12 protein-coding genes are annotated in these 13,270 nt (G+C 55.7%); 10 read left to right on the top strand and 2 right to left on the bottom strand.

Translation table 11 applies throughout. The features are described from left to right. Window positions 1–84 precede the first annotated feature (84 nt). The 4 genes from SGBXF1_RS16020 to SGBXF1_RS16005 are packed head-to-tail and all read left to right on the top strand — an operon-like array spanning window position 85 to window position 3,881. Window positions 85–999 (top strand): ABC transporter permease subunit, encoded by a 915-nt coding sequence (locus SGBXF1_RS16020; RefSeq protein ID WP_017893418.1) that lies wholly within the window; start codon window positions 85–87, stop codon window positions 997–999. Window positions 1,000–1,009: 10 nt separating this feature from the next. Continuing rightward, entirely contained in the window at window positions 1,010–2,296 is a 1,287-nt protein-coding gene (gene livM, locus SGBXF1_RS16015; protein WP_186427166.1) for a high-affinity branched-chain amino acid ABC transporter permease LivM, read from the top strand. Beyond that, entirely contained in the window at window positions 2,293–3,168 is an 876-nt protein-coding gene (locus tag SGBXF1_RS16010) for an ABC transporter ATP-binding protein (protein ID WP_037416981.1), read from the top strand. The genes livM and SGBXF1_RS16010 overlap by 4 nt, the downstream gene beginning before the upstream one ends. Beyond that, entirely contained in the window at window positions 3,165–3,881 is a 717-nt protein-coding gene (locus SGBXF1_RS16005) for an ABC transporter ATP-binding protein (RefSeq protein ID WP_037416984.1), read from the top strand. The genes SGBXF1_RS16010 and SGBXF1_RS16005 overlap by 4 nt, the downstream gene beginning before the upstream one ends. Here the strand turns inward: SGBXF1_RS16005 and SGBXF1_RS16000 are convergent. Continuing rightward, complete coding sequence (locus SGBXF1_RS16000; RefSeq protein ID WP_186427165.1) at window positions 3,878–4,564, bottom strand: aspartyl/asparaginyl beta-hydroxylase domain-containing protein; 687 nt, start codon at window positions 4,562–4,564, stop codon at window positions 3,878–3,880. The two genes, SGBXF1_RS16005 and SGBXF1_RS16000, sit on opposite strands and share 4 nt — an antisense overlap. Window positions 4,565–4,611: 47 nt before the next feature. Beyond that, window positions 4,612–5,643 (bottom strand): LacI family DNA-binding transcriptional regulator, encoded by a 1,032-nt coding sequence (locus SGBXF1_RS15995; RefSeq protein WP_186427164.1) that lies wholly within the window; start codon window positions 5,641–5,643, stop codon window positions 4,612–4,614. Between the two features lie 321 nt (window positions 5,644–5,964). On the opposite strand from SGBXF1_RS15995, the gene SGBXF1_RS15990 reads away from it, so the two are divergent. The 6 genes from SGBXF1_RS15990 to SGBXF1_RS15965 all read left to right on the top strand — a co-directional run bounded on the left by SGBXF1_RS15990 (window position 5,965) and on the right by SGBXF1_RS15965 (window position 13,270). Next, window positions 5,965–7,143 carry a Gfo/Idh/MocA family protein gene (locus SGBXF1_RS15990; RefSeq protein WP_186427163.1) on the top strand — a complete coding sequence of 393 codons (1,179 nt, stop codon included), beginning with the start codon at window positions 5,965–5,967 and terminating at the stop codon, window positions 7,141–7,143. A 23-nt stretch (window positions 7,144–7,166) separates the two neighbouring features. Beyond that, on the top strand, window positions 7,167–8,108 hold the full coding sequence (locus tag SGBXF1_RS15985; RefSeq protein ID WP_037416994.1) for a sugar phosphate isomerase/epimerase family protein: 942 nt from the start codon (window positions 7,167–7,169) through the stop codon (window positions 8,106–8,108). Window positions 8,109–8,267: 159 nt separating this feature from the next. Then, window positions 8,268–9,458, top strand: a complete 1,191-nt coding sequence (locus SGBXF1_RS15980; protein ID WP_037416996.1) for a sugar transporter — start codon at window positions 8,268–8,270, stop codon at window positions 9,456–9,458. Window positions 9,459–9,637: 179 nt separating this feature from the next. Next, window positions 9,638–11,071, top strand: coding sequence for an MFS transporter (locus SGBXF1_RS15975; RefSeq protein ID WP_238320978.1), 1,434 nt, complete (start codon window positions 9,638–9,640; stop codon window positions 11,069–11,071). Between the two features lie 152 nt (window positions 11,072–11,223). Next, window positions 11,224–11,652, top strand: a complete 429-nt coding sequence (locus tag SGBXF1_RS15970; protein ID WP_130381379.1) for a DoxX family protein — start codon at window positions 11,224–11,226, stop codon at window positions 11,650–11,652. Beyond that, entirely contained in the window at window positions 11,645–13,270 is a 1,626-nt protein-coding gene (locus SGBXF1_RS15965) for an MFS transporter (RefSeq protein WP_130381377.1), read from the top strand. The genes SGBXF1_RS15970 and SGBXF1_RS15965 overlap by 8 nt, the downstream gene beginning before the upstream one ends.

Here is a 13,270-nt window from a genome sequence, read left to right as displayed (position 1 = left end):
CGCGTATTTGGCGGATCCGCGCCGATACTTCCCTTGGGCCGCGTCTGCATTTGCTTGCGGTCCCACCAGGCGAGACTGCTCATTATGGATGTTTTCTTTCTGCAACAGTTGATCAACGGTCTGACACTCGGCGCGGTTTACGGTTTGATCGCCATCGGCTACACCATGGTTTACGGCATTATCGGCATGATTAACTTCGCCCATGGCGAGGTGTACATGATCTCCGCCTACCTGTGTGCCATCGGGCTGGCACTGTTGTCGTTCTTCGGCCTGCAATCATTCCCGCTGCTGATCCTCGGTACACTGGTGTTTACCATCGTCGTCACCGGCGTGTATGGCTGGGTGATCGAGCGTATCGCCTACAAACCCTTGCGCAATTCCACGCGTCTGGCACCGTTGATCTCCGCGATCGGTATGTCGCTCATTTTGCAAAATTACGCGCAAATCAGCCAGGGGCCTCGCCAACAAGGGATCCCGACATTGCTGGATGGCGTGTTCCGCCTCAACTTTGACGGCGGGGTGATCCAAATCACTTACACCAAGGTGTTTATCCTGGTCGCCTCACTGCTGGGCATGGCTATCCTCACTTACATCATTCAGCACACCCGCCTGGGGCGTATCTGCCGCGCGACCCAACAAGATCGCAAGATGGCGTCCATTCTGGGTATCAACACAGACAGGGTGATCTCCCTGGTGTTCGTGATTGGTGCCGCCATGGCTGGTTTGGCAGGGGTGCTGATTACCATGAACTACGGCACCTTTGATTTCTACGTCGGCTTTATCATTGGCATTAAAGCCTTCACCGCTGCGGTGCTGGGCGGTATAGGTTCGTTGCCCGGTGCAATGCTCGGTGGCCTGCTGCTGGGTGTCGCGGAGGCGCAGTTTGCCGGTATGGTTAACTCGGATTACAAAGATGTATTTTCCTTCGGCTTGCTGGTGGTGATCCTGATTTTCCGCCCTCAGGGCCTGCTCGGACGGCCAATGGTCGCTAAGGTTTGAGGGGAAAACTATGTCGCAATCTCTGGTTCACCAAGGGCTGAACATTAAACGCAGCCTGCTGGACGCCGTATTGGCTGGGCTGATCGCCCTGATCGTGTTTGGGCCGATCGTCGGTATTGTTCTCAACGGATACAGCTTTAATTTTGAGCCACGCCGTCTGGTGTGGATTATCGCGGCGGTGATGGTTGGGCGACTGCTGCTAAGCCTGTTTTTGCAGACCGCACCGGGCCGCAAGCTGTTAACGCGCTTTGACGGCGGTAACGACGGCGTCTATGTCCGGCCGATTGGGGCCAAAACCAGTCTGCGTTGGGGAGTTCCGTTAATGGCGGTTATCGCGCTGTTGTTCCCGTTTATTGCCACCAAGTACCTGCTGACAGTAGCAATACTGGGGTTAATTTACGTATTGCTTGGGCTGGGGTTGAACATCGTTGTGGGCCTGGCTGGGCTGCTTGATCTGGGCTATGTGGCGTTCTACGCCATTGGTGCTTATGGGTTGGCGTTGGGCTACCAGTATCTTGGGCTGGGGTTCTGGGCGATGTTGCCGCTGGGGGCATTGATGGCCGCGCTGGCCGGTGCGCTGCTGGGGTTCCCGGTGTTGCGTATGCACGGCGACTATCTGGCGATCGTCACGCTGGGCTTCGGGGAAATTATCCGTCTGGTGCTGAATAACTGGATGTCGCTGACCGGTGGCCCCAACGGCGTCTCGGTACCGGCCCCAACGATTTTTGGCCTAGAGTTTGGCCGGCGAGCGAAGGACGGCGGCGTACCGATCCACGAATTCCTCGGGATTGCTTATAACCCTAATCTGAAGTTTATTTTTATCTATGCCGTGCTGTTTCTGGTGGTGCTGCTGGTGCTGTATATCAAGCACCGGTTGACGCGTATGCCAATCGGCCGCGCCTGGGAGGCACTGCGCGAAGATGAAATCGCCTGTCGTTCTCTCGGGCTGAACCACGTATTGGTGAAACTGTCGGCCTTTATGATGGGTGCCTCTACCGCCGGGCTGGCCGGGGTGTTTTTCGCCACCTATCAGGGCTTCGTTAATCCCACCTCATTCACCTTCTTTGAATCGGCGTTGATCCTGGCAATCGTGGTGTTGGGTGGTATGGGCTCGACCATCGGTGTGGTATTGGCGGCGTTCGTGCTCACGGTGGCACCGGAGTTGTTGCGCAGCTTCGCCGAGTACCGGGTATTGCTGTTTGGTGTGCTGATGGTGGCGATGATGATCTGGCGACCGCGTGGATTGGTACGTATCAGCCGTACCAGCTTCGCACCGCGCAAGGGGGTTGAGCCATGAGCGATCCCATCTTGCAGGTTGAGCATCTGATGATGCATTTCGGCGGCATCAAGGCGTTGAACGACGTGAATCTCGCCGTAGAGCGCGGTTCGATTACCGCGTTGATCGGCCCCAACGGCGCGGGTAAAACTACGGTGTTCAACTGCCTGACCGGTTTTTACCGTGCTACCGGCGGGGCGATCCTGCTCAATACCCACAAGCGGCCGACCGACGTGATCCAGGTGCTGGGGCAGAAATTCCACGCGGGTGACTGGATTAACCCAAAACGGCTGGGGTCGCGTGTTTACTACAAAATGTTTGGTGGCACCCATCTGGTTAACCGCGCCGGGCTGGCGCGTACCTTCCAGAATATTCGCTTGTTCCGCGAAATGTCGGTGGTGGAAAACCTATTGGTAGCACAGCACATGCTGAGCAACCGCAATTTGATCGCCGGCGTGCTCAATACGCCGGGCTACCGCCGGGCAGAAAATCAGGCGCTGGACCGTGCCTTTTACTGGCTAGAAGTGGTGGAGTTGGTTGACAGTGCCAACAGGCTGGCGGGGGAAATGTCCTACGGCCAGCAGCGACGGCTGGAGATCGCGCGAGCAATGTGCACCACGCCGGAGATGATCTGTCTCGATGAACCCGCCGCCGGACTGAACCCGGTGGAGACGGCGACCCTGAGCCGTATTATCCGTTTTCTGCGCCAGCATCACGGCATCACGGTGCTGTTGATCGAACACGATATGGGTATGGTGATGGAGATCTCCGATCGGGTGATCGTGCTTGATCACGGCGATGTGATCGCCGAAGGCACGCCGAAAGAAATCCAGCATAACGATTCGGTGATCGCCGCTTACCTTGGCGCAGATGAAGAGGAACTGGCGGGATGAGCAATGTGATGTTGGAGTTTCGCAGCGTGGACGTGTTTTACGGTCCGATCCAGGCGTTGCAGCAGGTCTCGTTGCAGGTGAATGAAGGGGAAACGGTGGCGCTGATTGGCGCCAACGGTGCGGGTAAGTCGACGTTACTGATGTCGATTTTCGGTCAGCCGCGTATCAGCGGCGGGCAGATCCTGTTTCGCGGTGAGGACATCAGCCAGCGTTCTACTCATTATGTCGCCAGCAGCGGCATCGCTCAGGCCCCCGAAGGGCGGCGTATTTTTCCGGACATGAGCGTGGAGGAAAACCTGCTGATGGGCACCATTACCATTGGCAATCGCTATGTAGATGAGGATTTGTTGCGCATGTTCGATCTGTTCCCACGTCTAAAGGAGCGGCGTAACCAGCGCGCGATGACCATGTCCGGCGGTGAGCAACAAATGTTAGCGATTGCCCGGGCACTGATGAGTCGCCCAAAACTGCTGTTGCTGGACGAGCCGAGCCTGGGATTGGCACCGATCATCGTCAAACAGATCTTCAGCATATTGCAGGAATTAACCCGCGGGGGCATGACGTTGTTTCTGGTGGAACAGAATGCCAACCATGCGCTGAAGCTGTCCGATCGCGGCTATGTCATGGTCAACGGCCAAATCCGTCTGACCGGTAGCGGCGCAGAGCTACTAAACGATCCGGAGGTGAGGAAAGCCTATCTGGGCGGCGCCTAGAACTGGCGCTGGATCCAGCGTACGTTCAGCCGCACCAGTGCGATGATGCCACTGGACAGGATCCGCAGCCCGGTGGGTAAATCGCGGCGGCGGATATCCAGCAGCAACACGGTGCGCACCTCATCGCTGTCATTCCAGACTTCATGTTCGAAGGTATCGTCCCACAGCATAAATTCCCCGTCGTTCAGGCGGTATTCTTGCCCGTCGACTTTCAACACGGCGGCAGGCAGACCATCGGCACGTTTAGGCATCGATAACACTAGATAGCCACGCAGAATGCCGCGGAACGGGCCACGGTGTGCCGGCACTTGTTTCCCGGGTGCCAGGAAGGACAGCGAAGCAGAAAGGACGTCGGGGGATGAGGCAATCAGCCCAGCCAATGTTGGGCAGCGTGCCAGATTACGCGCAATCGGCTGGCCATAGGCTTTCATGATAAACATACGCCAGTCGCGCGCATCATTGTCGGAGATCGACGCCTGTTCGATCATAATCTCGTGAAATCGCGGAATATTACGCAGATCTTCCGCTACGGTCAGCGCCTCTTCACGTATCTGTTGCCACTGGCCGGTAAAGCGCTGGGCATCAGGGAACAGGCGTGCACTGTCGAGCACGGGAGTACCGCTAATGCGACGATCGTAAATACGGCGTAATGCCAACACGGACCAATCATAGATAGCTGACATAATGACCTCAATAGAGTAACCAGATTTCTCGCCGTCTCTTGATATTATTATTGTTTAATATGCGACTGTCGGATGATTAATTCTCCGGTATACAACGTTTGTCCGCCGGGTTCGAAAGCCTGTGTCAGACAATGAATGCCTTCGGCAATCAGCGACTGCATTGGCTGGCGGTAGGTGGTTAACTGGTAGCTGGGGGAGGCGGCCAGCTCAATGTCGTCAAAGCCCACCACGGCAATGGGTGCGCAGTCCGGCAGGGCACGCATGGCGTCGATCACGCCTACCGCCAGAATATCGTTTTCACAAAAAATCGCCTCAACCCGCTGTTCCGGCGGGGTGGCGGCCAGGTAGGCCGTAAACGCCTCCATGCCGCAGAGGCGTTGATAATGCGGAGCCTGTAGCACCACGCTGACGTCACGTTGTTTCTCCGCCAGTGCTGCGCGGAAACCGTCAAGACGGCGTAACTGGGTGGACTCACTCACTGGCCCTGCCAGATACCCCATGCGTTGATGACCCTGCGCGAGTAACAATTCTCCGATTTCTTGCCCGGCCTGATAGCCATTGGTCGCCAATACCTGGATATACGGGCTTTCGCTGTAGCGATAAAGCACCACCAGCGGAATATGGTGAATATCCTGCGCCAGCGTAATTAGCCGGTCATTGAGCAGGGTGCCAAGAAACAGCAGGCCGTCCACCTGCATTTGATCGGCCAGCGTCAGCACCGATTCATAGTCGTTTTCCGAGGTGATGTTCAGCAGCAATGCCATATAGCCGCGGCTTTGCAAGTGCCGGGTGACTTCGTCCAGCAGCGTAAAGATATGCGGGTTTTTCAGTTCGTCCGCCACCAGCCCGATAATGCGGGTGCTTTTTTTCGACAGGCTGCGCGCCAGCAGATTAGGGCGATAGCCCAATTCGCGTGCTGCGGTTTGAACGCGCAGCATCGCTTGCGGCGAGATCGATGCGCCGTCCGTAAAGGCGCGCGATACCGTCCATTTAGACACGCCGGCGCGGGCTGCCACATCACTGGCCGTCGCCTTACGTGCAGTCGGTGCCGGGATAGAACCGGGTTTTTTCGCCATCATTTTTCGCTCGTGAAGAAAAAACGGTATGGGTTCAACAGATTAGCACAGCGCTGTCAGATGCGGGAGTGACCGCCGCACGCGGTGGAATCTATGGGGCAAACCGGGCAAGGCTCAGGATCCTTTTATCGGCAATGTGTGATCCTGAGCAGCAGATTTCTCATAGCGTATTTGACTTATTTTTAACCATCTCCAATAGTCCATCGCAAGTGGCATTTGTTTTGCGGTCAAGTTGCCACCTGATTTTGCACCCGGGTGCATTCAAATTTGCACCCGGGTGCAATGCGGCAGAATTATTGGCAACGTTAGACTTCGGGAGCAACTATGTTGAATGGCGAAAGAAAAACGGCACGTCCTCTGCGTTGGGCAATGGTCGGTGGTGGGCGGCTGGGGCAGGTGGGTTACAAGCACCGCTGTGGCGCATTACGGGATAACACGGCTTTTGTGCTGGTGGCGGGGGCATTTGATATTGTGCCGGAGCGTGGCCGTGAGTTTGGCGTAAATCTGGGGGTTGACGCTGACCGTTGCTACGCGGATTACCGCACGCTGTTTGCTCAAGAGGCGCAGAGAGAAGACGGGATCGAAGTGGTATCCGTGGCCACGCCTAATGGCACTCACTATGAAATCACCCGTGCAGCGCTGTTGGCTGGGCTGCACGTCATCTGTGAAAAACCGCTGTTTTTTACCCGTCAGGAGGCCTATGAAATCAAGGCGTTGGCGGCGGAAAAAAACCGTATCGTTGGTGTAACCTACGGTTTTTCCGGCCATCCGTTGTTGCTGCAAATGCGTGCCATGATTGCCAGCGGGCAGATCGGTGAAGTGCGCATGGTAGACCTGCAATACACCCACGGTTTTAATGCCACGGACGAAGTTGATCGTCTCAGCGAAGCGCAAAAATGGCGTATCGACCCCAACATCTCCGGCCCCAGTTTTGTACTGGGCGACATTTCCACCCACACCTATTACCTGTCTCAATTGGTTATGCCGCAAATGCAGATCCGTGAACTGCTGTGCGATCGGCAAAGCTTTATTCCTTCGCGCGCGCCGCTGGAAGACAACGCACTGGTGATGATGCGCTACGCCAATGGCGCGGTGGGGCGGATGTGGGCCTCGTCGGTCAATGCCGGTGCAATGAGTAGCCAGCGCATGCGTATCGTCGGATCCAAAGCCAGTCTGGAGTGGAGTGATGTCAATCCCAGCGAGCTGCGCTATGAGGTGCAGGGGCAACCGAACCAGACACTGTATCGCGGCATGCCATATCTGGACGAGACCTGCAACGCCTGGGAGCGGTTGGGGGCGCTGCATACCGAAGGGCTGACCGAGTCCTGGGCCAACATCTACCTGAAATTTGCTCTGGCGATTGATGCCTGCAACCGGGGCGATCGGCAGGCGCTGGCGCAATTGGTGTATCCGGATATCGACGCCGGGATCGACGGTGTGCGCTGGATTGAAAACTGCGTACGTTCCGCCAACGAGGGTGCCCGCTGGGTGGCCTTCGGATAAACCTTTCTTTGCGGAGACACAACATGAAGCTTTCTTTCTGTACCGATAGTCTGGGCCAACTGCCGTTTGAAGCCATGTTGGATCGATTGGGTGAACTGGGCGTTTTTGGGGTGGAAATGACCACCGGCGGTTGGTCTTCAGCACCGCATCTGGATACCGTTGCCTTATTACAGGACGCCGGCAAACGTCGGCGGTTGCTGGCAGCATTAGAAAGCCGCGGCATGAAAATTGCCGCGCTGAACGTTTCTGGCAACCCACTGGATCCGGGTGTGTTGGGGGAAAAGCATCGCCATGATACCGACAATACCTTGGCGCTGGCCGCCAGCCTGGGGGTAAAAAAAATCGTCATGATGAGCGGATTACCGCCCGCATCGCCCGGTGACAGCATCCCTAACTGGATCACCTATACCGTCAGTTGGCCACCGACGCTGAAAAACTGCCTCGATTATCAATGGAACGAAGTGGCGATCCCCTATTGGCAGCGGCTGGTGGATAAAGCGCAGGCGTTCGGTATCGAAAAGTTTGCGCTGGAAAACTTCAGTTCCATGCTGGTGTGGAACCCGGACACATTGTTCAGGCTGCGTGACGCGGTAGGGCCGATGGTGGGGCTAAACCTTGATCCCAGCCATCTGATTTGGATGGGTGCTGACCCTATTGCGGTTGCCCGGCGCTTAGGCGACGCAATTCATCACGTGCACGGCAAGGACGTGCGCTTGGAAAGTGGCATGGTGGCGGTCAACGGGCTATTGGAAACCCGGCCAGTGGAACAGGTCGCGGACCGTGCCTGGAACTATGTCGCAGTTGGCTGCGGCCAGGATTTGCAGTGGTGGAAGGCGTTTTTCTCGGTAGTCCGCATGATGGGCTACAACGACTGGGTATCGTTAGAGATGGAAGATCTGACGATGTCCGTCGATGCCGGCATTACGACTTCGGTTGATGCATTAAAACACTGTATTAGTCAGTAAACCGCGTTCTGATCCGCTAATGGCTTGCCAACGAGCAGACCATTAGCGGAAAAAACTGTAGAAAAAAACACCCCAATAAAAGTGTGACGCATATCGCATTTGTCCCACCGATTGGTTAAAATATCGCTACTTCCCGCACCTGCCCGGATCCCGTTTAACATGGAACACACTCAGGTCTCTCGCTCAACTGCCTGGTTGCGCGTGGTCATTCTTGCTGTCTCGGCATTTATCTTCAATACCACGGAGTTTATTCCGGTGGGTTTGCTGAGTGATATCGCCCAAAGCTTCTCGATGCAGACCGAGCAGGTGGGTTTAATCATCACTATTTATGCCTGGATCGTCGCCGCGGCCTCGTTAGTGTGCATGTTGCTGACCAGCAAGATCGAGCGGCGTAAGCTGCTGATCGGGGTATTTATTCTGTTTATCGCCAGTCATGTGTTGACCGCCGTGGCATGGAACTTCACCACGCTGGTGATCTCCCGTGCAGGTGTTGCGCTAGCCCACGCCGTATTCTGGTCTATCACCGCCTCACTGGCGATCCGCGTTGCACCCGCAGGCAAAAAAGCACAGGCACTGAGCTTGCTGGCGGGCGGTACTGCGCTGGCGATGGTACTTGGCTTGCCGCTGGGGCGTATCGTTGGACAGATCCTGGGTTGGCGTATGACCTTTATCGGTATCGCCGTCTGTGCCACGCTGGCGTTGGTGCTGCTGTGGCGCTTGCTGCCGGTGCTGAAAAGCGAACATTCCGGTTCATTGGCCAGCGTACCCATGCTGTTTAAGCGCCCGGCACTGGTCAGCCTGTATATGCTGACCATTATTGTGGTGACAGCAAACTTCACCGCTTACAGTTATATCGAGCCCTTTATTCAGACCGTGGCAGGGCTGTCGGAAAACTTCACGACGCTGATGCTGCTGCTGTTCGGTGCTGCCGGTATCATCGGGAGCCTGCTGTTTAGCCGCTATAGCGAACGTTTCCCTTCTGGCTTTTTCATCGGTGCCATCGCGTTGCTGATGTTGAGCCTGCTGTTGCTGTTACCGGCCTCCGGCAATGAAAACCATCTGACGTTATTGTTTGCCGTGTGGGGCATGGCAATCATGGCGATTGGCTTATCCATGCAGGCCAAGGTATTGAATCTGGCACCGGATGCGACCGATGTCGCCATGTCGATTTACTCCGGGTTATACAACTTCGGCATCGGCGCTGGTGCACTGCTGGGCAATCAGGTTAGCCAGTATCTGGGCATGGGTAACATAGGTTTTGTCGCTGCCCCGCTGGCGTTGATCGCCCTTGGCTGGTGCCTGCTGAACTTTTACCGCAGTGAACGGTTCCAACACCACCACATCCGCTAACCGCCTTCTTACTGATAGTGCGCCTTGAGCTCACTATCAGGTTTCCTCCCCCCGATTAAACTTTCTCTCAGCAAAACAGATTGCTGCAGTTTTTTATGCTTAATTATTTTTCATAGTCTGCTAATTAAATATTTAACTCCGACACCGAGCCTATAGCATAGAAAATTATTGATTGTGTTATGGGATGGTTAATGGTGAGTGGCTATTTGGTTACTGAAAACAATGGAGTGGCCCAATCGCCTATCCATGAACAGGATCTGTCAGCGAGAATTGATGCATTACCGACCTCAGCTGGCCTGTGGCGGTTTATCGCCTTGCTGGCGTTAGGGGGCTTTTTTGAACTCTACGACCTGTTTCAAACCGGTTATATCAGCACCGGTTTAATCGCAGAAGGTATATTCCATACGGGGACGCAAGGTGTGTTCGGCGTCTCTGATCAAGCAGCGTTTGCCTCCGCGACCTTTCTTGGCCTGTTTATCGGTGCCAGCCTGCTCAGTCCCTATGCCGATCGCTTTGGCCGACGCACGACCTTTATGTTTGCGCTGGCCTGGTATGGCGTGTTTTCGTTGTTTCTGGCTTTTCAGCACCAGGCAGAGTGGGTGATCTTCCTGCGTTTTCTGGTCGGTGTCGGACTGGGGATTGAGTTGGTGACGATCGATACCTATCTGACCGAATGGGTGCCCGCACATCTGCGCACCCGGGCGTTTGCTTTTTCTTTTTTCATTCAGTTTCTGTCGGTCCCGACGGTGGCGCTGATGTCCTGGTGGTTGGTTCCACAAACCATTCTGGGCTTGAGTGGCTGGCGTTATGTGGTGATCGCCGGTGCGGTGGCGTCACTGGTGATTTGGCTGGTGCGTAAAGGGTTACCGGAATCGCCACGCTGGTTGGCGCAACAGCGACGTTACGCAGAGGTCCGGCAAGTGATGTTGGCTATGGAGCGCCGTTGCGGTGTTGTCCAAACAACAGAGTTCCCATTGCGCGATACCGGGATACAAAACGAGATACCGGCGCAGGGCAGCTTTAAAGATATCTGGGCGCCGCGATACCGTGGACGCACCTTGATGCTGGTGGTGATGAATTTCTTCCAGGCAATAGGTTTCTTTGGTTTTGGTAACTGGTTACCCGCCTTGTTGGCTGGAAAGGGCGCGTCGATCACCCACAGTCTGCTGTATGCCTTCTTTATTACTCTGGCTTATCCGTTGGGGTCACTGCTGTGCAGTCGCTATGCCGACAAGATGGAAAACAAATGGCAAATAGTCCTTTCTTGTCTGGTCACGGTTGTTTTCGGTTCGCTTTTTGCTATGCAGAACAACCCGCTGTGGCTAATTTTGTGCGGGTTTTTCATCACCTGGTCTAATGCTTGGCTGACCTACAGTTATCATTCCTACCAGTCAGAGGTGTTTCCGACCTACATCCGCGCCCGTGCTGTCGGGTTCTGCTATTCTTTTAGTCGGTTGTCGACGGTATTCAGCAGCCTGATTATTGGCATGATCCTGCAATACAGTGGCTCGGTGGGTGTCATTGTGTTTATCGTTGCCAGCATGCTGATTGTGATGGTGGTCATTGGGGTATTCGGTCCCAAAACACGCGGCATCGATCTGGAAAATATCTAACGGACTCAACCGGCGTTGCGCACTGAGGCAAAGCCGGTATCTTCAGCAAAAAAACTGGCGATCATGCGAAAATAATTCCGTTATCACGGCTTTCTCTCCTGCCTTAATCTTGACCCGGAAAATGCATTCACACCTCTACTGGGAGACGATCTATGAGCCCGCCGACCACGCAAGATGGCACCCGAATTTCCTCTATTAATACTCCCTTTATTCGCGGCTTGATGCTAGCGGCGATTTGCGCCGCCTACATACAGGGCGGTTTGGTCAAAGTGCTGGATTTTAACGGGGCTATGGCGGAGATGACCCATTTTGGTCTACAGCCGGCAGCGTTGTTTGCCAGCCTGGTGATTGTGCTTGAACTGGGGGCTTCGGCACTGATCCTGACGGGTTTTTACCGCTGGCTGGGCGCGTTGGCGCTGGCCGGATTTACCCTGGCCGCCACGCTGATGGCTAACCGTTTTTGGGAAATGAGCCCGCCGGAGCGCTTTACCGGTATGAACGGATTTTTTGAACATATTGGGCTGGCGGGTGCGTTGCTGCTGGTCGCGCTTTACGATCTCAAGGAGCATAACGATGGCTGAATCGGCTGAGAGCAAAGCAGCACCTGGCGGTTTCGCGCCGTTGAAGATCCCGGTATTTGCGGTGCTGTGGGGGGCCACGGTATTGGGCAACGTTGGTAGCTTTATGCGCGACGTCGCCAGTTCCTGGCTGGTGACGGATTTATCCTCTAATCCATCGGCAGTGGCATTGATGCAGACAGCGGCCACACTGCCAGTGTTCCTGCTGGCAATCCCGGCGGGGGTATTGTCAGACATTCTTGACCGCCGTCGTTTCCTTATTTTTGTCCAGATTCTGCTGGCCTGCGTCAGCGGCACCTTATTGTTACTGTCGCAAAGTGGCGCGCTGACCGTTGAGTATTTACTGGTGTTGACCTTTATCGGTGGCATCGGTGGGGCACTGATGGGGCCAACCTGGCAATCTATCGTACCCGAGCTGGTACCGCGTGCCGATCTCAGAAATGCAGTTGCGCTGAACTCGCTGGGGATTAACATCGCCCGCGCCATTGGCCCGGCGGCGGGAGGCTTGTTGTTGGCGAGCTTTGGCGCTGGCGCAGCCTACGGCGCTGACATACTTAGCTACGTATTCGTTGTTTCAGCTCTACTGTGGTGGCGCAGACCCAAGGTGGAGGATAACGGCCTTTCCGAGCATTTCTTTGGCGCTTTCCGCGCCGGAATTCGCTATGCCCGCGCCAGCCGTGAACTGCACGTCGTGTTGTTACGGGCGGCGGTCTTCTTCGTGTTCTCCAGTTCGGTTTGGGCGTTATTGCCATTAGTGGCACGGCAGATGTTGGGTGGTACCGCAGGTTTCTACGGCATCCTGTTGGGCGCCGTGGGGGCGGGAGCGATAGGCGGTGCGGTGCTGTTGCCGCGGTTACGCCAGCGGCTAAACGCTGATGGTTTGGTGCTCTTGGCGGCAGTGATTACCGCCGCGGTGATGGCACTGTTATCGTTGGCCCCGCCGCAGTGGTTGGCTGTATTACTGCTGTTGGCGCTGGGTGCCGGCTGGATCATCGCGCTGACATCACTGAATGGGGCAGCACAAGGGGTATTGCCAAACTGGGTGCGTGGGCGCGGACTGGCGATTTATTTGATGGTGTTCAATGGTGCTATGGCTGCCGGTAGCTTGTTGTGGGGGTTGATTGCCCAAGAGATCGGCGTGGCAGCCACGCTGCTGACGGGCGGCATTGGGTTGTTAGTGATTTCCCTGGCGTTTCATCGTATTCGTTTGCCGGAAGGGGAAGCCGATCTGCAGCCGTCCAATCACTGGCCGGAACCCTTGCTCAACACACCGGTAGAGAACGATCGTGGACCAGTGATGATCCAGGTCGAATACCGCGTGCGGCTGGAAGATCGTCCGCAGTTCCTGCGGACGTTGCATCAGCTTTCACGTGTGCGGCGTCGCGACGGTGCCTATGCCTGGGGCCTGACTGAGCATACTGCCGATCCACAGTGCGTGATGGAGTGGTTCATGGTGGAATCCTGGGCAGAACATTTGCGCCAGCATCAACGTGTTTCGCATGCAGATGCCGATCTGCAACAGGCCGCGCTGCAGTTCCATATTGGCCCGGAAAAACCGCAGGTGCATCACTTCCTGTCGCTTGATCTGCGGCATTTAGGAAGAGAAAAACCAGGGGAATAA

Source organism: Serratia grimesii (assembly GCF_900186025.1).
Lineage (GTDB): Bacteria > Pseudomonadota > Gammaproteobacteria > Enterobacterales > Enterobacteriaceae > Serratia > Serratia grimesii.
The sequence above is the reverse complement of the archived record's forward strand: the minus strand, read 5'-3'. Positions and strand labels throughout refer to the sequence as shown.